The organism is Couchioplanes azureus, assembly GCF_014648355.1.
GTDB classification, from domain to species: Bacteria; Actinomycetota; Actinomycetes; order Mycobacteriales; family Micromonosporaceae; genus Actinoplanes; species Actinoplanes azureus.
The window spans coordinates 526,349-549,089 of record NZ_BMQY01000005.1; the positions used below are offsets into that span (position 1 = coordinate 526,349).

General features: G+C 71.0%; 20 protein-coding genes. 8 read left to right on the forward strand and 12 right to left on the reverse strand.

Annotated features, from left to right (window positions below; all coding sequences use genetic code 11):
• Positions 1 to 529 precede the first annotated feature (529 nt).
• The 5 genes from IEY99_RS21050 to IEY99_RS21070 all read left to right on the forward strand — a co-directional run bounded on the left by IEY99_RS21050 (position 530) and on the right by IEY99_RS21070 (position 5,069).
• Positions 530 to 742 (forward strand): hypothetical protein, encoded by a 213-nt coding sequence (locus tag IEY99_RS21050; RefSeq protein WP_189205673.1) that lies wholly within the window; start codon positions 530 to 532, stop codon positions 740 to 742.
• A 203-nt stretch (positions 743 to 945) separates the two neighbouring features.
• Positions 946 to 2,118, forward strand: coding sequence for a calcium-binding protein (locus IEY99_RS21055; RefSeq protein ID WP_229799012.1), 1,173 nt, complete (start codon positions 946 to 948; stop codon positions 2,116 to 2,118).
• Positions 2,119 to 2,141: 23 nt separating this feature from the next.
• On the forward strand, positions 2,142 to 2,648 hold the full coding sequence (locus IEY99_RS21060; protein WP_189205675.1) for a hypothetical protein: 507 nt from the start codon (positions 2,142 to 2,144) through the stop codon (positions 2,646 to 2,648).
• Between the two features lie 383 nt (positions 2,649 to 3,031).
• The gene (locus IEY99_RS21065; RefSeq protein WP_189205677.1) at positions 3,032 to 4,342 is read left to right on the forward strand and encodes a vWA domain-containing protein; all 1,311 of its coding nucleotides are present in this window, start codon (positions 3,032 to 3,034) and stop codon (positions 4,340 to 4,342) included.
• Positions 4,343 to 4,463: 121 nt separating this feature from the next.
• A complete protein-coding gene (locus IEY99_RS21070; RefSeq protein WP_189205679.1) occupies positions 4,464 to 5,069 on the forward strand; it encodes a hypothetical protein in 606 nt (201 codons plus the stop codon).
• 13 nt (positions 5,070 to 5,082) lie between these two features.
• Here IEY99_RS21070 and IEY99_RS21075 read toward each other — a convergent pair whose 3' ends face one another.
• The gene (locus IEY99_RS21075) at positions 5,083 to 5,946 is read right to left on the reverse strand and encodes an SDR family oxidoreductase (RefSeq protein ID WP_189205681.1); all 864 of its coding nucleotides are present in this window, start codon (positions 5,944 to 5,946) and stop codon (positions 5,083 to 5,085) included.
• A 146-nt stretch (positions 5,947 to 6,092) separates the two neighbouring features.
• On the opposite strand from IEY99_RS21075, the gene IEY99_RS21080 reads away from it, so the two are divergent.
• On the forward strand, positions 6,093 to 6,479 hold the full coding sequence (locus IEY99_RS21080; protein WP_189205683.1) for a winged helix-turn-helix transcriptional regulator: 387 nt from the start codon (positions 6,093 to 6,095) through the stop codon (positions 6,477 to 6,479).
• A 30-nt stretch (positions 6,480 to 6,509) separates the two neighbouring features.
• Here IEY99_RS21080 and IEY99_RS21085 read toward each other — a convergent pair whose 3' ends face one another.
• Positions 6,510 to 7,682: a hypothetical protein gene (locus tag IEY99_RS21085; RefSeq protein WP_189205685.1), complete on the reverse strand. Its 1,173-nt coding sequence runs from the start codon at positions 7,680 to 7,682 to the stop codon at positions 6,510 to 6,512.
• 133 nt (positions 7,683 to 7,815) lie between these two features.
• The gene (locus IEY99_RS21090) at positions 7,816 to 8,253 is read right to left on the reverse strand and encodes a hypothetical protein (protein WP_189205687.1); all 438 of its coding nucleotides are present in this window, start codon (positions 8,251 to 8,253) and stop codon (positions 7,816 to 7,818) included.
• A gap of 597 nt (positions 8,254 to 8,850) precedes the next feature.
• Between IEY99_RS21090 and IEY99_RS21095 the strand changes: the two genes are divergently transcribed.
• Both IEY99_RS21095 and IEY99_RS21100 read left to right on the forward strand, forming a co-directional pair.
• On the forward strand, positions 8,851 to 11,928 hold the full coding sequence (locus tag IEY99_RS21095) for an ExeM/NucH family extracellular endonuclease (RefSeq protein WP_189205689.1): 3,078 nt from the start codon (positions 8,851 to 8,853) through the stop codon (positions 11,926 to 11,928).
• 192 nt (positions 11,929 to 12,120) lie between these two features.
• The gene (locus IEY99_RS21100) at positions 12,121 to 15,072 is read left to right on the forward strand and encodes an IPT/TIG domain-containing protein (protein WP_189205691.1); all 2,952 of its coding nucleotides are present in this window, start codon (positions 12,121 to 12,123) and stop codon (positions 15,070 to 15,072) included.
• A 14-nt stretch (positions 15,073 to 15,086) separates the two neighbouring features.
• Here the strand turns inward: IEY99_RS21100 and IEY99_RS21105 are convergent, their stop codons facing one another.
• The 9 genes from IEY99_RS21105 to IEY99_RS21145 form a co-directional block, all read right to left on the reverse strand.
• Complete coding sequence (locus tag IEY99_RS21105) at positions 15,087 to 16,202, reverse strand: pyridoxal-phosphate-dependent aminotransferase family protein (protein ID WP_189205693.1); 1,116 nt, start codon at positions 16,200 to 16,202, stop codon at positions 15,087 to 15,089.
• Positions 16,199 to 17,434, reverse strand: coding sequence for an MFS transporter (locus IEY99_RS21110; protein ID WP_189205695.1), 1,236 nt, complete (start codon positions 17,432 to 17,434; stop codon positions 16,199 to 16,201). The genes IEY99_RS21105 and IEY99_RS21110 overlap by 4 nt, the downstream gene beginning before the upstream one ends.
• Positions 17,415 to 18,497: a GNAT family N-acetyltransferase gene (locus IEY99_RS21115; protein ID WP_189205697.1), complete on the reverse strand. Its 1,083-nt coding sequence runs from the start codon at positions 18,495 to 18,497 to the stop codon at positions 17,415 to 17,417. The genes IEY99_RS21110 and IEY99_RS21115 overlap by 20 nt, the downstream gene beginning before the upstream one ends.
• On the reverse strand, positions 18,482 to 19,984 hold the full coding sequence (locus IEY99_RS21120) for a pyridoxal phosphate-dependent decarboxylase family protein (protein WP_189205699.1): 1,503 nt from the start codon (positions 19,982 to 19,984) through the stop codon (positions 18,482 to 18,484). The genes IEY99_RS21115 and IEY99_RS21120 overlap by 16 nt, the downstream gene beginning before the upstream one ends.
• Positions 19,981 to 20,775: an SDR family NAD(P)-dependent oxidoreductase gene (locus IEY99_RS21125; protein WP_189205701.1), complete on the reverse strand. Its 795-nt coding sequence runs from the start codon at positions 20,773 to 20,775 to the stop codon at positions 19,981 to 19,983. Before IEY99_RS21125 ends, IEY99_RS21120 begins: the two co-directional genes overlap by 4 nt.
• Complete coding sequence (locus tag IEY99_RS21130) at positions 20,768 to 21,130, reverse strand: NIPSNAP family protein (RefSeq protein WP_189205703.1); 363 nt, start codon at positions 21,128 to 21,130, stop codon at positions 20,768 to 20,770. The genes IEY99_RS21125 and IEY99_RS21130 overlap by 8 nt, the downstream gene beginning before the upstream one ends.
• Before the next feature lie 32 nt (positions 21,131 to 21,162).
• Complete coding sequence (locus IEY99_RS21135) at positions 21,163 to 21,699, reverse strand: 3-methyl-L-tyrosine peroxygenase-related protein (protein ID WP_189205704.1); 537 nt, start codon at positions 21,697 to 21,699, stop codon at positions 21,163 to 21,165.
• Complete coding sequence (locus tag IEY99_RS21140) at positions 21,696 to 22,049, reverse strand: hypothetical protein (RefSeq protein ID WP_189205705.1); 354 nt, start codon at positions 22,047 to 22,049, stop codon at positions 21,696 to 21,698. The genes IEY99_RS21135 and IEY99_RS21140 overlap by 4 nt, the downstream gene beginning before the upstream one ends.
• A gap of 173 nt (positions 22,050 to 22,222) precedes the next feature.
• Positions 22,223 to 22,711, reverse strand: a complete 489-nt coding sequence (locus IEY99_RS21145) for a hypothetical protein (RefSeq protein ID WP_189205706.1) — start codon at positions 22,709 to 22,711, stop codon at positions 22,223 to 22,225.
• Between the last annotated feature and the right edge of the window lie 30 nt (positions 22,712 to 22,741).

The window sequence follows — 22,741 nt, forward strand, 5'->3', positions numbered from 1 at the left end:
GCCTCGTTGATCCGGCCGTTCTGGTCGGTGAGCTTCGTCGGTGCCGCCCTGCTGCCGGCCGCCGCCGGAGCGGCAGTGCAGGTCTCCAGGGTGTGTGCAGATCCGCGGTACGGTCCACGCCCCCGACGGTGAAATCGCCGTCAGCGGCGCCCAGAGCGTGGTGCGATGTGGGATGTTCGCGCAGACCATCAAGATCAGCGGGGCGGAGAGCCACGTGGAGGTCGACGAGGCATGCATCCGTCACTGAGACGGCCGGGACTCGGCGCGGCCGGAATCGCCCTCGCGGCGGTCACCGGCTGCGCCGCCCCCGGCGGCGGGTCACCCGACGTGCCCTGCGGAGGCATCCCCGCCAGCCGTACCGAAGTCGGCAAGTCGAACTATGACTTCGCGCCCGACGTCGCGTCGTTCACCACCACCGGCGGCGCCCTGTACGTGAGCGTGCACGACCTCCACCGAAATCCCACTCTTCCCTTGCCCAAGGCGTCGCCAGGCCACCGTCTACATCGGCCCTGTCGACACCCCACCCCTGGTGGACCCGCACAAGAACCCGACCTCGATCGGCTGGACGGTGCTCGTCACCGAGAACCACTACCGATCATTGGATGTCCCGGCCGGCCGGTACTGGGTGGCGACCGACTGGCCCGGCGACATCGAACTGATGAGCTGCACACCCGGCGCCCTCACCGGCACGCCGGCACCACCCCGCTCCTTTCCTCCGACACCATCGACGCGGCTGAGCTGACCACGCTCGGCACCGATCATCTCTACGTGCTTGTTCAGGCATGCAACCGTCTTCGCACCCATCGAGCAGGACTGTCACGCACTAGGCCTGGGGTGCCGTTCTGATCCCTGAAGACCGCAGGTCCAGGGTGGGGATACCGGTCCGGGCGAAACGGAAGGTCAGGACAGGTAGGATGCCGTCGATATCTACAGCGGGGGATTTCGATGTCACGTAGATTCTGGGCGGCCCTGCTTCTCTCGGCCGCCACCATCATCGCTGCCACGGCCGTCGCTGGTCCCGCTGCGGCGGCGAGCTACGGGTGGGTGACCGCGGGCGCCTCCACGGTCTCGTTCTCGGCCGACACCAAGGCCAGGAACAAGGTCGTGATCACCCGCTCCGGGCGGACTGTCACGATCGACGATCGGGTGGCTGTCAAACCCGGCAGGAACTGCAAGCAGGTCAGGGGCGACAAGACCCGGGTCCGTTGCAGGACGACGAGGACACCCGCCAAGGTGGTCGTCAGGCTCTACGACAGGGACGACTCGGTGGACAACAAGAGCGACCTCAGGATGGAGGCGTACGGCGGCGCGGGCAACGACAAGCTCATCGGCGGCCCGAAGGCCGATGTCCTGCACGGCGAGGACCTCTGCGAACCGGCGGCCGGCAACGACAAGATCTACGGCAAGGGCGGCAGCGACCTGATCTACGCCGGCGACGGGTCCGACTACGTCTCCGCGGGTGACGGCGACGACCGGGTCCTCGGCGACAGCGACTGCATCGACGCGCGCGACCGCGCCGGCAACGATGTGATCCACGGCGGCAACGGCGTCGACGACCTCTTCGGCGACAACGGCAACGACCAGCTGTACGGCGGCAACGGCAACGACTTCCTCAACGCCTGGTACGGCGCGGACCGCATCGAGGGTGGCGCCGGCAACGACCAGCTGTACGGCGACCCCGACGACCGCAAGGTCTACGCCGACGTGCTGCTCGGTGGCACCGGTCGGGACCTGGTCGACTACCAGGGCTACCGGAAGCCCCTCGCCGTCTCCCTGAACGGCGTGTCCCGTGACGACGGTGTGGCCGGCGAGCACGATACCGTCGGCGCCGACGTGGAACTCCTCAACGGCGGCTCGGGCAACGACCGCCTTGCCGGCAACGCGGCGGCCAACGAGATCAGCGGCCTCGACGGCAACGACGCCATCCTCGGCGCCGGCGGCAACGACGACTTGCGCGGCGACGACGGCGACAACAAGCTCTACGGCGAGGACGGGGACGACATCCTCTCGGTCTACACCGGCGCCAGCTTCCTCGATGGCGGCGCGGACAACGACGTGTGCAGCGGCCGATACGAGACCGTCACCCTGATCTCCTGCGAGAACTTCCAGCCCTGGTGACACACCATCGACCACCCCGGAGGTTGCCGACGGTCGGGCTGGCCGCGGCCGCGGCGTTTGCGGCCGCCACCGCCTGGCATGCTCGGCAGCACCAGCTACTGCCTTCCTGCACTGCCAGAGCAGCCACCTACACGGAGCTTGGCGCAACGCTCGACAGCTACAAGAAGGCATGCCTGGTCCTGCTGGTCGCGTCACTCATTTCGCTCGCGACCGCGGCCACGGCCCTGCGCCCCGTCGTCCGGTCGCGGGAAGGGTGGCAGCTATGGATCGTGCTTGCCGGCAGTTTCGTCGTGTCCGTCGGTTACCGCTGGACGCAAGCCGTGGCGAATCATGGTGCCGGCGGCTATGTCCTGGTCAACGCCGACGCGCGGCCGTCCGTCGAGCACGTCGCCGCATGGACCGCGGCGGCCGACCGGTGGCCTTACCCGGCTCCCGGGCCGATCGGTGTCACCCTTGCGATCCTGCTACTGGTGGTCCATGCGGTGCTCGTCCGTGGCCAGCTGTTCTCCGGCACCACGGGCCGGAGGTAACGCACCGACAGCGACGTCAGAGCTGCACTTCCGGAGGAGTGACGCAGGCGGTCTGCGGCAGCTGCGCGGCGTGCGCCCAGTGGGGCCCCCGCGTCTGATCAGCCCGGGAGCACCTCCGGGCTGATCACGCGCAGGGGGAGACTCAGGACTCGGTCAGTGCCGGCACGGCTCGCCGCTTCGGCGACCGGGATGGTCGGCGCCGAACGGCGCGGCACGGCGGCCGAACGGCTTCCCCTCGCCGGGGTCGGCCGTTCGGGCCGTTCGCGCCGCACGGGTGCGATGTCCGGCGTTTTCCCTCTTCAGTGCCCCTCTCCGAGGGCGTTTGGGCTCCTACGATGACGCCGTCGCGACCGACCAAGACATCGTCCACGTAGGAGCCCATCTTGAACACTGTCGCACGCCGAAGCGCAGTAGCGCTCGGTGCCGCCTTCGCCCTGGCGGCAACGCTCGCCGCACCGGCCGCCGCCGCCGAGCCCGGCGTCGAGCCGGCCACCGTCACCCGGACCGTGAACGCGGGCACCGAGTTCACGGTCAACAAGACGGTGCACACCCCGGCCATCCCCCCGAAGCCCGACGTCGTCCTCCTGGTCGACACCACCGGCTCGATGGGCGGGGCGATCGCCAACGTACGGGACAACTTGCACTCGGTCATCACCACCGTACGGGCCAGCCAGCCGTCGGCCCAGTTCGCCGTGGCGTCGTACCGCGACGACAGCGACGGCGCCGAACTGTTCCGGGTGCGGCAGAACCTGACCGCCGATGAGGCCGCCGTGCAGGCCGGGGTCGACTCCCTCGTCGCGGACGGCGGCGGCGACCTGCCCGAGGCCTGGGTGAACGGCCTCTTCCAGGTCAGCACCGGAGCGATCGACTACCGTGCCGGCAGCAGCCGGATCGTGGTCCTGGTCGGCGACGCGCCCAGCCACGACCCGAGCGTCGGGCACCACCTCACCGACGCCATCGCCGAGCTGACCGCCGATCACGCGCGGGTGGTGGCGGTGAACGTCGGCGCCCTCGACTCGGAGGGCCAGGCCACCGCGGTGGTGAACGCGACCGGCGGTTCGCTGGTGCCGGTCAGCGCTGACGGCGTGAGCGCGGCCATCCTCGCCGGCCTGCGCGACCTGGACGTCACGGTCACCCCCAAGGCCGTGTGCGACAGCGGCCTGACGGCGACGTTCGACAAGCCGGAGGTCACCGTGACCAGCGGCACCGACGCCTCCTTCGCCGAAACTCTGACGGTGGCGGCCACAGCCACCCAGGGCGCCACCCTGCACTGCACGGTGACCTTCCTGCTCAACGGCGCCCCGGCGGGCGACGCCTTCGTCCAGCACGTCTCGGTCACGGTGAACGACACCACGCCGCCGGTCGCGACCTGCGTGCCGGGCACGAATCCGGCCGGCGGTACGCCCGCCTCCACCAACCCGGACGGCTTCTACACCATCGGCGCCACCGACGCGATCGACTCCACCGTGGACGTGTACATCCGGGACACCGCCAGCTCGGCGGAGTTCGGCCCGTACCCGAGCGGCACCCGGATCAAGCTGGTCCAGGCGCCCGGGGCCACCCCGAACGTCAAGCCGGGCACCGGAACCGTGGATTACAAGGTCACGCTGAAGGGTGACGCCAGCATCGTCGGCATCGATGACGCGCACAACTCCTCGGCCGCAGTGACCTGCACGGTCCCGCCGAAGAAGTAACACGACTGCACGACCGCAGGGGTGGCTCCGACGAGCCACCCCTGTGTCGCGTACCGGCCGGATCGCCGCATCGCGAGCCGGGCCTGAACGCGGCAGGGACGGTGGCTGACACAATGGGCCGATGCTCTGGCCGGTCCTTCTCCTCGGCGGTTGTTGTCATCCCGACACCATCTGGTGTCCGGGCGAGCGGGTGGAGACCCGGCTGCACTGGGTCGACGACCCGGATCTCCCCGCCGAGCTGGTGCTGCACCAGGTCGGCGTGCGCGCCGGAACGTGGCTCGACGCCGACCGGAAGCCCTGGGCGCAAATGATCGAGGCCGGTGACCTCCGCGCGCTCCGGCAGGGCGACCACCGGGCCGGCGACCTGGTGCTGGACGGGTGCCTGATGGTCGACGCCTACCCCGTGCTCACCGGCGACTTGCCCCTCACGGCCGGCGTCGTGCGGCGGGTCCGGGTGGTGCAGGACCTGCACGAGCAAGGCGCCGAATACTGGGTCCGCCGCCCCGGAGGCGTGCGCCTGATCGACGTCCCCGATGCCGACCCGGACCACCTCCGCGACGACCCGGACCTGTGCGAACCGACGCCCTCCGACTGGGAACCCGACCCCGAGAAGCTACGGATCTTCAGTCCCGAGCAGTACTACGCACTGGTCCGCGACCAGCTGCCCGCAGAGCAGTGGCAGGCCCGCGGCTTCCTCGTCGACCTGGACGTCGCCGGTCCCGCATGACGACCCTGACGGGTCAGTGGTGCAGGGCGGCGGTGACGGCTTCGCGGAGGCCGGTGGTGGGGCGGCCGAGCAGGGCGGCGAGGTCACCCGTCACGGTTTGCAGCGCACCCTGGGCGACCTTCACGTCCGCGTCGACCAGCAGGTCGACCAGGAAGCCGGGCAGCCCGGCGCCGGTGAGGATGTCGGCGTACTGCGGGGCGGGCAGGTCGGTGTAGACGACGGGCTTGCCGGAGACCGCGGCGGCCTCGGCGGCGAGTTCGCCCAGCGTCCATGCGGTGTCGCCGGTGAGCTCGTACACGCGGCCGGCCTGGGGCTGCTCGGCGGCCAGCACGACGGCGGCGGCCTCGGCCAGGTCGGCGCGGGTGGCCGAGGCGATGCGGCCGTCGCCGGCGGCACCCACGATCGCGCCGCGGTCGACAGCGCCGGCCAGCCCCGCGGTGTAGTTCTCGGTGTACCAGCCGTTGCGGAGCAGCACCGTGGGCAGGCCCGACGCGGCGAGCGCCCGTTCGGTGTCGCGGTGGACCCGCGCGAGGTTGATCGGGTTGGTGTCGGCGCCGGCGATCGAGGTGTACGCGATCAGGCCCACACCGGCGGACTGCGCCGCGTGCACGACCGCCCGGTGCTGGACGATGCGCAGGTCGTCCGGTCCGTTGGCCGAGACGAACAGCAGCTTGCCGGCGCCCTGGAAGGCGGCCGTCAGGGTCTCGGGCCGGTCGTAGTCGGCCTCGCGGACCTGCACACCGCGGGCGGCCAGGTCGGCGGCCTTCTGCGGAGTGCGCACCGCCGCCGCGATCTGCTGCGCGGGCACACCCTGCTTGATCAGGTGCTCGATCGCCAGGCGGCCGAACTGCCCGGTGGCTCCGGTGACAACGATCATCGTTTGCTCCCACATCACATCCAGGAGTGCCGGGCCGGTCCCGGTCACGGGGTCGCAGTGCGGCCCCTTGCTCCTCACTCACCGTACGCTAACTTTTTGAAAGCGCAAACTTTTCCGCAGTGCTGTGAGGTAGGTAGCATGGGGGAATGGACACGGCAACCACCACCTCGGCCTTCGACGTCTTCGCCCGGGGCTGCCCGTCCCGGCCCGTGCTCGAGCACCTCACGGGCCGCTGGGGAGTCCTGGTCCTCGCGGCGCTGTCCGAGGGGCCGGCGCGGTTCAACGCGCTGCGCCGGCGCGTCGACGGGATCAGCGAGAAGATGCTGGCCCAGACCGTGCAGGCCCTGGAACGCGACGGCTTCGTCCACCGGGAGGTCCACGCCGTCATGCCGCCGCGGGTGCAGTACAGCCTGACCGACCTCGGCAGCACCACCACGACCAAACTGCTCGACCTGATCCGCCACCTGGAAACCCACATGCCCGAGGTCCTCGCCGCACAGCACCGTCACGAACAACAGACGAGCAGCGACTGACGGCACGGACAGCAGACACGCTCCCAGCCGCTACGGCTGGTGGAGGAGCACGAATCTCGCGTCGGCGGGCCGGCCGTTGCGCCAGCAGCGCACGCCCACGGTGGTGGAGTCGCCGAGTTGCTCGACCGAATGCGCCACGGCGCAGTAGGCGGAGCCGCCGTACCCGGAGACCTGCGCCTGGCCTCGGCTCGCGCTGAAGCCGGCCAGTTCCACCCGGTAGCTGCCCGGTCCCGTACGTTGCACCATGATGTCGTGTCCGGTGGAGTTGTACTGATAGCTCATCATGGGCGTGTACCGCGGCGCATGCTCGTCGTCGGCCCAGAGCTGAGCGCCGGGCACTCTGAGGTCCGGCCGGGACGCCAGCTCCACGGTGTACGTCGCGGTGAAGCCCGTGTCCACTGCGACGCCTGCCGCGTCCGTACAGTGCACTTTGGCCATGAGGAAGCGCTTGCCGGTCTCCTTGTTCCGCCAGGAGTTCCACATCCTCGGATTGCACACCCTTGGCACGGGCCCCAGGGAGGTCACCTTGACCACGCCCGGCGCTCCGTTGTCCACGGATTGCTGAATGTCCTCGAGGAAGATCTCGTACTCGCCGACCGCCTCGCGTTCCACCGAGACGGAGGAGCTGAAGGAGTTGAAGGAGTAGTTGGGGTCGGGCACGAACGGTGACGCGGATCCGGCGTCATAGCGCAGATAGGCGAGGGCACCGGTGCCCGCCCGGGCCTGCAGGAAGCGCAGGGTGAAGCCCGAGTCCCGGGGCGTCCCGCGCTGGTCGGAGCAGACCACCCGGGCGTCGAGGTCCTTGCCGTTCTCGGCCATGCCCCATCCGTCGGTACCGCAGACCCGCGCGCCGTCGCTGACCGCGGTGACCTCGACGGTTCCCCCGTCGACCCCGAGGTTCTCCAGGCGTACGTCGTAGCGACCGGGGCCGCGCCGGGTCACCCGGTTGTCGGCATCGCGGGAGTTGCAGGCGCGCGCGACCGACGGCCGGGTCTTGGCGGCCTCCGGGGTGTCGATCACGACGTAGCCACCGACCAGCAGATCGGGCTCGGCCGTCGTCGACATGCCGCAGACCGGGCGCCGGGCGGCCATGCCGGCGCTCGTCTGGTCTATCAACCAGGCCACACCGCCCGCCACGAAGCCGGCCACCGTGATGGCGAACCCGGCCGCGGCGATCCACTTCTCCAGGCTCCAGTCGGGCAACCGCCGCCTGAGGCGCTCGAGCCGGGAACGAGGAGGCGGCTTGGGGCGGCGACCTGCCGGAAGTTTGACCGGAGAACCGGCGGTCCTACCGTTTCGCGGCGAAGGCAACGGAGTTCCCGTCAGCTGCCGGCGGCTAACAGCCGGTGTTCTGCATGCCGCCGGCCGGATCACCCGGCATCGTCGCGCCACCGGCGTCCTGCATACCTCCGGCGGGATCACCCGGCATCGTCGCGCCACCGGCGTCCTGCATACCTCCGGCGGGATCACCCGGCATCGTCGCGCCACCGGCGTCCTGCATGCCCCCGGCGGGATCACCCGGCATCGTCGCGCCACCGGCGTCCTGCATACCTCCGACCGGACCACCCGGCATCGTCCGGCAGACGGCGTCCCGCCGTGTGGCGTCGCCCCGGTTCACCATCTGCTCGCCGGTGTCCCGCTCGGTGGCGCCGGAACCGTCGTTCGAGCCTCCGCCGTCCGTGTTTTCTGATTCCTTTTTAATGACGTCCTTGTCGGGCTTTGTGATGGCATTCCGCTCGCGTGGAGGCGTGATGCCTTTGTCGTCATCCGGCATCGTGCCCCGGTACGGGGTTTTCGGCATGGTGCCCCGGCGCCCCGCACCGTCCGATGTCTTCGTCCCGCTCTGCGGAGGCCGCGCCTCTCGGCCACCGGCGTCCGTGCTCCTGCCCGATGGGGCCGGCGCCGCACCCGGTGGCGACGTCGACGCATCCGTGGACTGGCCGCAGGCGGCGAGCAGGACACCGGCGACAAGGCCGGCGAAGAACACTCCCCACCGGCGCGGATGTCCCGAAGAGGCTGCTTTCGTCATGGACGAGCTCCCATCGACCCCGTTGCCGCACCGATCCCAGGACAGCTACCGCGGTCCATATTCGTGACGGCGAGTGGTTGAAGGGTAGCTCAGGGTGTCCAGTCGCGGTGTACCGCGAGCGAGCGACATCGCCTCGGCGCGTGCCGCCGGGGCGTCGAACCAGGCCGCCACCGGGACGACACGCCCCGTTTACCGAGGTCGATCTCGTCATATCGATGACGGTGCTCTAGTGTCATCCGACATTCGAATTCTGTCCTCCCTCGATCGGGGCCGGGAGCCGGCCCGCACTCGCGGGGGTCGCGTCATTCATATTGGAGGTCGGGTCCGTTGTCCCCTGCGCTCATGAGGCGTTCAATCATCGGGACCGTTGCACTGTCCTTGTCCATCGCCGGGACCGCCGCTCCGGCGTTCGCCAACCCGGCCGGGACCGGCCTGGTCATCAGTGAGGTCTACGTCAACGGAGGCTCCTCCGGGGCCACCTACAGCAACAAGTTCGTCGAGCTCTTCAACCCCACCGCGAGCGCGATCCCCCTGGCGGGGAACACTCTGCAGTACCGGTCCGCGACAAGCACCGGCACGCCGAGCGGCTCGCAGGTGTTCGCGCTGTCGGGGTCGGTGGCCGCGAACGGCCGCTTCCTGGTCCAGCTGCCCGGTAACGGCGCGAGCACGAACCCGGGCGCGGCGCTGCCCACGCCCGACCTGAACGCCGGCGCCGGCCTCAACCCGGGCGGCGCCGGTGGCACCCTCTACCTGGTCGCGGGCGCCACGGGCGTGCCGCCCACCGATGCCGCGGTCATCGACCGGATCGGCTGGGGCACCAGCAACGCACCGGAGGGCACGGCGGCGACCGGTAACTCGATCGTCCTGAGCTACCAGCGCGCCTCCGGCGGTGCGGACACCGACAACAACGCCACCGACTTCACGACGGCCGCGCCTACGCCGCAGAACTCCTCGGACGGCGGCACGACGACGCCGGCGTCCGTGACGGTGACCAACCCCGGCACGCAGAACGCGACGACCGGCACGGAGATCACGCCGCTCACGCTGAAGGCGACGGGCGGGAGCACCCCGTACACCTGGACGGCGGTTGATCTTCCGGCCGGCCTCACGATCTCGGACGCGGGTGTCGTCTCGGGCACCCCGACCACGGCGGGCACCTCGAAGGTGACCGTGACCGCGACGGACTCGGCCGGGGAGAGCGGCTCCGCGACGTTCGACTTCCAGGTGGGTGCGCCGCCGGCGGTCGTGACGATCGCCCAGGTCCAGGGCACCGACACCGACACCTCCCCGTACGCGGGCCGGGCCGTCACCACCGAGGGCGTCGTGACCGCCACCTACCCGACCGGCGGCTTCAACGGCTTCTTCGTCGAGACCGGCGGGGCGGGCGGCGACGACGCCACGCCGGGCGCCTCGGACGCCGTGTTCGTGTTCGGCTCGCAGTCGGCCGCGCAGGTGGCCGTCGGCGACTCGGTGCGGGTGACCGGCAAGGTGACCGAGTTCCAGGGCCTGACCGAGATCACCGGTCCGGTCGTGACCAAGCTCGACACGCCGCTGCCGGCCGTGCGGCCGGCCGCGCTGCCGTGGGCGCAGCTCACCACCGACGCGCAGAAGGAGGCCCACGAGGGCGAGCTCCTCGCGCCGCAGGGCACCTTCACCGTGACCGACAACTACGACGCCAACTACCACGGCTCGTTCACGCTGGCCGCCGGCGACAAGCCGCTGCACCAGCCGACCGACGTCGGGCGCGCCGGCAGTGCCGAGGCGCACGCCGCGGTCGCCGACAATGCCGCCCGCACGATCACCCTCGACGACGCGTCGACCACGAACTACAGCACGAGCGCCAACAGCGGCCGCCCGCTGCCGTGGCTCACCCCGGACAACCCGGTCAGCGTCGGGTCGAAGGTGACGTTCCACCAGCCGGTCGTGCTCGACTACCGGTTCTCGCTGTGGAACTTCCAGCCGACCGCACAGGTCACCGGCGACGGCTCGGCCGTGGCGACGTTCAGCGACATGCGCGGCGGCAAGCAGCAGCCGGCCGCGCTCGGCGGCACCGGGCGCCTGGCCACCTTCAACGTGCAGAACTACTTCCCGATGACCGGCGAGCGGTACGTCGGCGCCGGGCTCGGCACCTGCACCTACTACAACGACCGGGCCGGCAACCACATCACCGTGAACCGCTGCTCCGGCCCCGACAACAGCCCCGGCCCGCGCGGCGCGGCGGACGCGGCCAGCTTCGCGCGCCAGCAGTCGAAGATCGTCACCGGTATCAACCGGCTCGGCGCGAGCATCGTCCTGCTGGAGGAGGTCGAGAACTCGGTGAAGTTCGGCGAGCCGCGCGACACCGCGCTCGCCGGCCTGGTCGACGCGCTCAACGCGGCCGCCGGCTCGGCGGTGTGGGCGTACGTGCCGTCGCCGGCCGCCGAGCAGCTGCCGCCGCTGAGCCAGCAGGACGTCATCCGTACCGCGTTCATCTACAAGAAGGCGGAGATCGCGCCGGTCGGTTCGTCGGTGGTGCTGACCACCGAGTCGGACCCGGGTGAGCCGTTCTCGATCGCGCGCCAGCCGATGGCCCAGGGCTTCAAGAAGGCCGGAGCCGGCGACAACGACGCCTTCCTCGTCGTGGCCAACCACTGGAAGTCGAAGAGCCCCGGCACCCCGCTGTACCCCGGCGACGAGGAGGACAAGTCGTCCCCGGCGGCCAACCAGGGCGCCTTCAACGAGACCCGGGTACGCGAGGCCGAGGCCGTGATCACGTTCGCCGCGCAGACGGCGGACACCCTGCGCACCAACCGGATCTTCCTGCTCGGCGACTTCAACGCCTACACCCACGAGGACCCGATGGAGAAGCTGTACGCGGCCGGCTACACCGACCTCGGCAGCACCTTCGCCCCGGACGACCACACGTACATGTACAACGGCCTGGCGGGTTCGCTAGACCACGTGCTCGCCAGCCCGGCCGCCAAGGCCATGGTCACCGGCGTGGACGTGTGGGAGATCAACGCGCAGGAGGCGGTGGCGTTCAACTACAGCCGCTACAACTACAACGCGACGCTGCTGTTCAACGGCGACGACCCGTTCGCCGCGTCCGACCACAACCCGGAGATCGTCGGCCTGAACCTGCCGTCGACCCCGGCGTGGAACGCCAAGAAGATCTACAACACCGGCGACCTCGTCAGCTACCAGGGTGCGACGTGGCGCGCCCTGTGGTGGACGGCCCTGCTGCCGCCCGGCTCACCGTACGGCGCCTGGGAGGAGATCGCATCCACCTTCGACGGCACCGCGGTCTGGACGCCCTCGCGCATCTTCAAGGCCGGGGACACCGCCGTCTACCAGGGCAAGAAGTACGTCGCCAAGTGGTGGACCCGCAACCAGAAGCCGACGACCTCCGCGGTCTCGGGCCCCTGGAAGCCCGCCGCCTGACGCACCAGGTAACCGTCCGGGCCGCCTTCGCTTCGCCGAGGGCGGCCCGTTCCACTCCTCCGAACGGTCAGCTGCCATCGGCGATCGGCCACCTGCTCGGGCCACCCGGTCATCGGGATCGCCGTGGCGACGCTCAAGCGCCCGCGCCGAGCGCCGAAGTTCAGCGGCGGACCGGAGCGTTGAGGAGCCGTCATGCGAACTGATCGCCGCGCCAGGGGGCGCCGTACCGCCGGATGGATGGTGGTGCTGCTGGCGGCGACCACCGGAGTGCTGGCACCCGCTCCAGCCCGGGCGGCCACCGTCATCACTCCCGCCGCCGCGGAGGCCGCGCAGACCACCCTCGGGGTCAACGTCGCGCCGGTGCGGGACTACTCCACCGAGTGGCAGTTCGTGGACGCGTTCCGCAGCTCCCGGTACTGGGTCAGCCAGGAGGTCGGCGCGGCCTGGGCGCAGGGGCCCGCGCTGTCCGTCGACGCACAGGGCTGGGTCACCCGCCTGGAGCCCGGCCAGTTCGTCGACGCCCCGATCTTCACGGAGGGTCCGCACGCACCAGGCCGGTACGTGGTGACCTGGGACGGCGACGGCGACGTGACGATCCACGGCGGCGGCACGATCACCAACCGGACCCGCAACCGGTTCGAGTACGAGCCGGGTGTGGGCGGCCGGTTCCTGCGCATCACGAGCACCGACCCGGCCAACTACGTGCGCAACATCCATGTCTGGATGCCCGGCTTCGAGCACACCGGAGCCGCGCAGGTGTTCCACCCGAACTACCTGGAGCGGCTGCGGGGCATGAAGACGCTGCGCTTCATGGACTGGATGCAGACCAACGCCTCGCGGCACCGCGACTGGGCCGGCTACCCGCGGCCCGAGTGGTCGACGCAGACCCGCAGCGTCGCCCCCGAGCTCATGATCCAGCTCGCCAACCGGGTCGGCGCCGATCCGTGGGTCAACATCCCGCACGAGGCCACCGACGAGTGGGTCCGCGCCTTCGCGCAGACGGTCCGCGCCACCATGAACCCCGAGCTCAAGGTGTACGTCGAGTACTCCAACGAGCTGTGGAACACCGCGTACGCCTTCCGGCAGACGCCATGGGCCCAGGCGGCCGGCCGCGAGCTCGGCCTGGCCGACAACGACTACCAGGCGGGTCTGCGCTTCACCGCGCGGCGCTCGGTGGAGATCTTCCGCATCTGGCGCGAGGTCTTCGGCGCCGACGCCGACACCCGGCTCGTACGGGTGCTCGGGGCGCAGGCCGGCAACATCGCCGTCGCGGAGAACGTGGCCTCCTGGCAGGACGCCTACCGGGAGGCCGACGCTCTCGCGATCGCCCCGTACTTCGACTGCTCGGCCCAGTGGATCGCGGGCGACAGCCGCACCTTCGCGCCGGGCCATCCGACCGTGGCGGCCCGGGTGAAGGCCGCCGGCGTGACCCGCCTGCTCGACGCCTGCCAGGAGTCGATCGACGTCACCGTGCGCAGCCAGATCATCCGGCACAAGGAGCTGGCCGACCGGTACGGGCTGTCGCTCGTGGCCTACGAGGCCGGCCAGCACCTGTCCGGGGTCCTCGGCACCGAGAACGACAGCGCGCTGATGACCCTCTTCCACACCGCGAACCGGCACCAGCGCATGCGCGACCTGTACGCCCGCTACCTGGAGCAGTGGCGTGAGCTGGGCGGCGGCACCATCGCCCTGTTCCTGAGCGCCGACCGGATGGACAAGTGGGGTGCCTGGGGACTGCGTGAATACCAGGACCAGCCGCTGTCCGCCGCACCGAAGGCACGCGCGGCCGACGAGTTCCTCCAGGCACGCGGGCAGCTGCCGCTGCGGGAGGCCCAGCCGACCGTCACCAACCTCTCGCTGCGTACCGGTGTGGTCGCCGGCGGTGCCGTGCTGACTCTCACCGGCACCAACCTGGCCAGCACCAGCACCGTACGGTTCGGCGGCACCAACGCGCCGTTCCGCGTGGTCGGCCCCACCCAGCTGGCGGTCACCACGCCCCGGAGCAACGAATCCGGTGTCGTCGACGTGACGGTGACCAACCCGGCCGGGACGAGCGTGCCGAGCCTGGCGGCCCAGTTCACCTACCACCCACCGCCGACGGTCACCGGGCTGAGCACCCCTACGGCGCTGACCATCGGCGGCACCCTGGTGACGCTGACCGGTACGGCGCTCACCGGGGCGACCGCGGTGCGGCTCGGCACGGTCTACGCCCAGTCGCTGCGGGTGCTGTCGCCGACCTCACTGCAGTTCGTGGCGCCCGCCCGGCCGACCATCGGCGGCGTGGACGTCACCGTCACCACCAGGTACGGCACCAGCACGGTGGTGCCGGCCGGCCGGCTCTCCTACGTGCTCCCCCCGCGCCCGGTCGTCTCGGGGCTGTCGGCCGACGCCGGACCGTCCCAGGTCGCCAGCACCGTACTGGTCAACGGGTCGTATCTGCGAGGTGCTTCCCAGGTGACCATCGGTGGCCAGCCGGCTCGGTTCACCGTGCTGTCCGACAGCCAGATCCGGGCCGTGTTCCCGCCGCAGCCGGGCGTCTGGGTCAACGTGCACGTCACCACGCCGGGCGGCACCAGCGAGGCGCACAGCAACACCGACTTCCGCTACATCACCGTCGGGGCGCCGTCGGTCACGAGCCTGTCGGTCAGCCGCGGTCCGACCTATACCGCGACGACCGTGCTGATCAACGGAAGCCAGCTGCGGTGGGCGAGCCGGGTGACGGTCGGCGGACGGACGGTGCCTTTCACCCAGATCTCCGAGACCCAGCTCGGCGCCACCCTGCCAGCCCGAGCCGCCGGCACGGTGAACATCCAGGTGACCACGCCGGGCGGCGTCAGCGCGGTCGGTGCGGGCAACGCCTTCACGTACGTGGCACCCGCCCGCCCGGTGGTCACGGAGCTGTCGGTCACCCGCGGCCTGACGACCGTCCGGACCTCCGTGGTGGTCACCGGGACCGGCTTCACCGCGGCATCGCGCGTGACCGTCGGCGGCAGCTCCGTCCCCTTCAACCTCCGGTCGGACACCGAGATCGACCTGGTGCTGCCCACCCGCTCCGTAGGCACCGCGAACGTGCAGGTGACGACGCCGGGCGGAACGAGCGCCACGGGTGGCGCCAGCACCTTCACCTGGGTGGCGGCCCTGTAGCGGACACCCCCTCCCTAGGAACCGCAGGGCCAGCGGTTGGTGCCGAGTGCCGCGGTGCACTCGTCGACCATCTCGAAGGTGCCGTGGCGGCCCATGAGGCCGATCCGGATGGCGTCACGCACCGGGTCCAGGCCGCCGGCGATCGCGATCCCGGCTTCGCGCAGCACGCGGAGCCGGGCATCGGCCGGCCGGCCGCACCGGGCGACCACCACGAGGGCGGCACGGTGCGCGGGCGCCCCGACGAGGGTGAACCCGCGCTCGGTGAGGCGTTCGCGGCAGTGATCGGCGACGTACGTCCGTTCCCGGCGCCACTCCGGCAGGCCGCGGTCCACGATGGCGCGCAGGCTCGCGATGAGCGCGAACACCAGGTTGGTCGGCATCGTGACCGGGTGCGGCTCCCAGTCGAAGCTCTCCTCGCGCTCCCGGTCCCACCGCCTCAGGTCCAGGTACCACGGGCGCGGATGGTCGTCCAGGATCCGGGCGTGACCGCGCTCGCTCAGCGCGACGACACCCAGGCCGGGGGGACAGCCCAGGCCCTTCTGCGTACTGGCGGCGACCGCGTCGGCGCCCCAGCCCTGCACGTCGAGCTCCTCGCCCGCGACGCTGGAGACGGCGTCCACGACGACGGCGGCCCCCGCCTGCCGGGCCACCGCGGCGATGTCCGCCACCGGATGCCGGATGCCCGTCGACGTCTCCACGTGCACGAGGACGACCCCGTCCGCGCCGGGCAGCAGATCGGCGACCCGGCGCGGCTCGACCGCCCGGCCCGGCTCGACGGCCAGGTCGTGGACCGCCAGCCCGTACGCCCGGGCGACCTCGATCAGACGCCGGCCGAAGTAGCCGGTGTGCGGGATCACCACCCGCTGGCCGGGCCGGAACGTGTTGACCACCGCCGCCTCGACGGCCAGGCTGCCGCTGCCCGGAAGCAGGTAGGCCCGGTTCGCCCCGAGCACCTGCCGCAGCAGCGTCAGGGCCTCCTCGTGCGTACGGGCCCACGACGGCCCGTAGTGCGCGGCCACCGGACGCTGGAACGCCGCGAGGACCTCGGGTCGCGGCTGGCACGGTCCCGGGATCATCAGGCGCGGGGTGGCGGGGTCCGCCGGCCGCCCGGCCGGGTGCGGCGCCGTCATCGGAGGATCTCCTCCTTGCCCACCGTCAGGATGCGGGTGCTGCGCAGGAGCACGAGGATCAGGACGGCGCTGACGGCCGAGCTCACGCCGAGGAGCGGAAAGGCCGCCGAACCGGACATCTGGAACAGCAGGACGCCGATTCCCGGCCCGACCATGAACCCGACGTCGGACAACATCCCGAAGACGCCCCAGGCCCGGCCGGTGCCACCGCAGTGCCGCTGGATACCGTCGCGGGCCACCAGGTAGACGAACGCCTGCGCGGCCATGAAGGCGGCCATGCCCACCAGCGCGACCACCGTACGGTCGACGCCGCCCAACGCGACGCACGCCGCCGCCAGCAGCAGGAGCCCGGCAGCCGCGGCCGGCGGCCGACGCAGGCGGCCCGGCAGCCGCGCGATGAGCGGGCTGAGAGCCGCGAACACCGCCATGCCGAACGCGAGCACCCACGCCGACCGGCCCACCGCATCGGCGACCGCGCGATCCAGATACAGCGGCACCAGCGGTTCCATCGCCGCCCACACCAGGTTGCAGCACAGATCGACGGCACCGAAGAACACCGCGGCCCGCAGCATGCGCGAGGACCGGACCGGTTCGGGCGCGAGCTCGTCCGCCGCGGCGGGGTCACCCGCGGACGCGCCCCGGGCACGGCCGGGCAGGGCCCACCACGCCACCAGCGCGGTCAGCAACGTCAGCCCGGCGGCCGCGGAGAGGATCACGGGATATCCGGCGTACGCATGCACCAGCCCGATGATCAACGGCCCGGCGCCGAAGCTCAGCACCGCGGCCACGCCGAGCCGCGCATAACCGCGCGAGGAGTCCTTGCCGTAGCGGGCCGAGATCGTGCCGACCGCGCCGTAGATCGCCGGGCTGACCAGCCCGTCGCCGGCACCCCAGAGCAGCCGCCCGGCCAGCGCCACGCCGCCGTCGTTCGCGACGGCGACCAGCACCATGCCCGCGGCGGCGACCACCAGGCCGGTCACCCCGATGACGCGCTGGCCCCACCGGTCGGCCGCCCAGCCGCCGACCGGCTGGGCCAGCACCTTGGCGATCCCGAAGCCGGCCACGAAGATCAGCAGACCGGTCCGGTCCAGGCTCAGGTCCGCGGCGAGCCGGGGCAGGAACGGCAGGACCGCCATGTAGCCGATGTTGACGCCGACCACCGTGGACAGCACGGTGGCCATCCGGACGGTGTACGCCGACGACGACGCCGGTTCAGAGCTCAGCAAGCTCATCGCGCCGCAGGCTCCTCGTGATGTGGTCGTGGATGCCCTCGCTCATCCGCCGCAGCGCCTCGCACAGCGCCGGCCTAGGCGAGGTCGGGTAGACGAGCGCCCACAGATCGGTGCCCTGGAAGCCGTGGCGCTCCTTGTACACGAAGTTGCCGCGCCCGGGATCGACGATCTCGGCGCCATGGGCGGCCGCGTACGCCATGGACTCGTACATGAGGAACGCGTACGTCTTCAGCTCGCGCAGATGCAGGTAGTTGATCCCCCCGGTCCACATGCTGAACCGACGGCGGTGCAGGAAGCACAGGAACGCCGCCGCCATCCGTCCGTCGTGCTCGGCGACCAGCAACCTGGCCCCGGGCACGCCGACCAGGTTCTCGAAGATGTCCTTGCCGTAGATGTTGATCCCGTGCTTCTCGGCGGCCGCCATCGCGAGATCGGTGAACTCGTCGAGCACCGGCAGCATCTCCGCGCCGGCCAGCACCCCCAGCCGGATGCCGCCGTCCCTCGCCCGGCGCCACTGACGGACCAGCTCCCGCCGGACCTTGCCGCGCATGGCAGGCAGCGGAGCGTCCTCGCCGTCGATCCGCGCCGCGTACGCCCGATCCACCAGCACCGGCGTACCGCCCGGACGGACCGCCGACCACGCGCCGACCTCGGCGGGCGTCAGGTTGCCGAAGACCAGCGCCTCGGCCTCCCACCGGGCGGTCTGCTCCAGCCCGAGGTCGACGCACGTGGCGATGTACTCGGATGTGCTGCCGCCGGCCCCGCCGTACTCGCCGTAGAGGCTCGACGAGTAGACGACCGGGCCGGACCAGATCGGGCCGATTCCCGCGTCGGACTCGTACGCGTCCCACAGCGGCGAGTGGCCGACGAGGTAGTACGGCACCAGCTCGGCCACCGGCCCGCCGTCGAGCAGCAGATGACGATGGTCCGCGACGTGCTCGGTGCGGACACCCTCCCACCCGTGGCTCCAGCCGACGGTCGTCGAGAAGTGCCGGCCGTCTACCGCGCCCTCCGGCACCCCGGCGGCCGTGCGGAGCCAGCGTGCCGTCACCGGGGTGCCCATCGACCGTCCCGAACCTGCTCGGCGGAGCTGCGCAGCGTCGTCCACAGTGCCTCGACGTCCGACGGTTCCGTCCTGATGTTGCCGATCGACACCCGCAGGACGTATCCGTCGCGCAGGACCGCATGGGACAGGAACGCCGATCCGGAGGCGTTGACCGCGTCGAGGATGCCGGCGTTGAGGCTCGCGATCTGCGGCAGCGGCACCGGCTCGCGCCCGTACCGCCGGCGCAGGTCGCGGGGCACGTACCGCAGGCACACCAGCGGGTAGGTGGAGTCCACCGGCACCTGCCAGTCCGGGTCGGCCCGGGCCGCGGACCGCAGCCACCGGGCCATGTCGATCGACCGCTGCAGCCGGTCCGCCAACCCCTGGACCCCGAAGCTGCGGATGATCCACCACAGCTTGAGCGCCCGGAAGGACCGGCCGAGCTGCGGCGAGTAGTTCATGTAGTCGACCACGCCGTCGTCCGGAGAGGTCTTCAGGTATTCCGGCACCAGGCGGAAGACGTTGGGCAGCGCATCGCGGTGGCGGCAGTAGAGGGCGGTCACCTCCATCGGCGCGTAGAGCACCTTGTGCGGGTTGGCCACCACCGAATCCGCCCGGGCCAGGTCGGCGGCGGCCTCCGCCCCGCTGCCGGCCAGCCGCCAGAATCCACCGTACGCCGCGTCGACATGCAGCCAGAGCGAGTACCGCCGGCACACGTCGGCGATCGCGTCGATCTCGTCGTCCGCGGCGACCGCGGTGGTTCCGGCCGTGGCCACCACGGCGAACGGCTGGTGACCGGCGGCAAGGTCGGCCCGGACGGCCGCGGCGAGGGCCGCCCCCCGCAGCGCGTAGCCGTCGTCGGCGGGCACGCGGACCACGTTCTCCAGACCGATGCCCAGGACGATCGCCGCCTTGTCGACCGAGCTGTGCGCCTGGTCCGACGTGTAGAGGCGCAGCCGGCGGCCGTAGCCGGTCAGGCCCCGCTCGCGGACGTCGAGACCGCTCACCGCCTCGCGGGCGGCGGTGAGCGCGTAGAGGGTCGCCAGCGAGGCGCCGTTGACCAGCACGCCGTCGCCGTCCGGGGCGATGCCCAGCATGCCGGCCATCCACCTGAGCACCGTCTTCTCCAGGGCCGACGCGGCCGGCGACGACTTCCAGAGCATCGCGTTGACGTTGAGCGCCGAGCTGACCGTGTCCGCCAGCACCCCGGGCAGGCTTGCGGTGTTGCTGAAGTACGCATGGAACCGCGGGTGGTTCCAGTGGGTCAGGTACGGCACGATCAGGGAGCGCGTGTCGTTGAGGATGGTGGTGAAATCCTCACCGACCTGCGGCATCTCGACGTCGAGCTTGGCGGACAGCGTCCTCGCGTCGACCGTGGGGCTGACCGGCAGGTCACGGATGCCGGCGAAGTAGTCGCCGAGGAACGCCAGCACCGCCTCGCCGTTGCCGACGAACTCCTCCGGCTCCCAGTCGCCGTACCTGGTCGTCTCCTTCTGCCTGGTCATGACGCACTCCCTGGGAACAGGCCGGTGACCTCGGCGTCGTGGCCGGTCGGCCGGTCCTCCCAGTCCCACGCACCGGAGACGGCCAGGTTGGCGCCGGAGATGTAGCCGGCCCGCTCGGAGACCAGGAACTCCACCGCGTCGGCGACCTCCTCCGGGCGCCCGAGCCGGCCGGAGGGCACCCGCTTGCGCATCCACTCCTCCTGCTCCGGCGGCAGGAACCCGTTGTCGATCAGACCCGGCGAGACGCAGTTGACCGTGATGCCGCGCGCGGCCTCCTCGACCGCGAGCGACTTGGTGAGGATGACGACGCCGGTCTTGGCGATCGCGTACGGAGCCAGGTTCGGCGCTCCCCGCACCTGGTGTACCGGGCTGAGCCCGATGGTGACGATGCGGCCGAAGCCGCGCCGGCGCATCCCGGGCAGCACCGCCTTGCAGGCGTAGAAAGCCGACCCGAGGTTGCTCTCGAGCACGTCGTGCCAGAGCTGGTCGGAGGTGGCGGCCACCGCGCTCAGGCTGAACTCGCCCACGTTGCTGACCAGCACGTCGATGTGCCCGTACGCGTCCTCGACCTGCCGCACGAGCGCGCCGACGCCCTCGGGGCCGCGCACGTCGGCCCGGTGGGCCGACGCCGCGCCGCCGCCCGCGACGATGGCCTCGACGAGCTCGGCCGCCGCCGCCCGATCGCTGCGGTAGTTCACCGCCACGGTCATCCCGGTCCCGGCCAACTTGCGGGAGATCGCCCGGCCGATGCCCCGGCTACCGCCGGTCACCAGCGCCACGAGGTCACCCATGGGTACTCCGCGCCGGCTCGTGGTGGTGGTCGTGCTCGTCGTCGTGGTCCACGTCGACCGGCAGCTCGGTGTAGTAGGCGATGTCGCGCGGCGCGGCGCAGTACTCGGCGGAGAACTCGGCCAGCAGGTCCTGTTCGGACGCGGCCAGCGCCCGGTGTTCCGGCACGCTGCGCCACGCGTACATCATCAGCACGGTGCAGGGATCCGCCTGGCTCTGGAAGAAGGAGGCGTGACCCGCCCATCCCGGGTCCGCGTGCGCCTGCGGCCCGACCAGCTCGTCCATCTCCTGCATGAGCTCCAGCGCCCGATCGGCGTGCTCGGCCTTCAGATGCCATGTCTCGCAGACGGTTACCATTGCGCTACCTCCAGGCTTTTCGGTGGAAAAGATCAGACGGGGTTGTCGGCGAAATACCGATTCAGCAGCGAGGTGCCGTCGGGCACGAACTTCGAGCAGATCAGGACGTGTTCCCGACGATTCCGGGACTGCGCGGACATCAGCCGGCGCCAGGCCGACAGCAGGCTTTCCGGCAACTTCCCCTCCGCGCGGACTTTTCTGAAGTCGGCCTTCAGCGACCGCAGCAGAAGCAGCGTCATCTCATGGTCCCGGTTGAGCTGACCGGAGAAGCCGGGGCTCAGCATCGGCGGGCTCATCGACGGCCGGATGATCCGCTCGTAGGTTTCCGGCCGGAAGCCGGCGGCGTATTTCATCGCCGCGGTGGCGGCGTCGTAGAGCACTGCGAGGTCGGCGATCTCGCTCTCCAGCGCGCCCCACTCCGCGACGCGGAGGCTGGCCCGGGCACGGTGCATTCCGCTGTTCATCGTGACCAGGTACAGGTGGAACAGGTGGTGGCCGAGCTTCCATCGGCGGATCGCCCGCTCGGTCTCCGGATCCAGCTCGCCGGCCTGCCCGGGCCGCCATCTCATGTCGGCCGTCCCGCATCCGCGGGAATCCGCCGATCCTGCTCGGCGCTGATGTCGATCCACTGCTGAAGGGCCTCGTTGCCCATCAGCAACAATCCGTGCAGCAGGCTCTGGCGTTCCTCCGCCGTCAAGCCGACGTCCGTCAGATCGGCCAGGACCTTGCGCTGCACCTCGAGACAGGTCATCGACCACTCCCGCAACCCGATCCGGTCGCGGCGGAGGCGGAAATAGCGGTCGTACTCCATGCTCGTGGACTGACCGGTGATGTGATCGGGAACCCTGGAGCCCGACGGGATCGCAATCGGCGCTACCAGATCGAAGTCAGGACAGGGACCATCCTCGTGTGCGGTCATCGTTCCCCCGATGATGTGCCAACTGCACTCGAACGATCATTGGTCTCGGCAGAGATTAATCGCGCCCGATCACGGGCGCTGTCACAAGACCGACCGGGAGGTGGCGGTAATCAGCATCGGCAATAAGTGGGACGATGTGGACAGTGGGCGGTGAGCGCCGTCGAGGATCCGGGTCAGAGCAGTGGGGTGAACACGCAGCCGTACGACGACGTCGTCGCGAACTTCGCCTCGACCGTCCAGTATTCGCCGGCCCGGATGACGCCACCGACGTACGAATTGAGCTCGTTCCTCGTGTTCGCCTCGCCGATGCACTCCTGCGGCGGCTTGTCCCGGCCCACCAGCAGCCGCACGTCGTCCGTACGGCCGCCGCGGAAGAAGACGGCCACGTAGCCGAGCGACTCGGCGCGGTAGACCCGGTTGACCCGGGCGTGCAGCCGGGGCCGGTCGATGCCGGTGCCCGCGAGCAGCGCCTGCAAGCCCTCGACGGTCGTGGCCGTGGCATCGCTGAGCGCCCGCGCCTCTGCGGCCAGCTTCGCCAACCGCTGCGCGTCGGCCAGCAGCGGCCGCGCCCCGGCGGTCTGGTCCAGAACGCGCCGGAGCTGCTCCTCCATCCGGTCCAGGCGAGCGGTGAGCTCCGCCGTCCGGCGCCGCCGTCCGAACATCGCCACTCCTCCTCCGCGCCGCCCCGACCG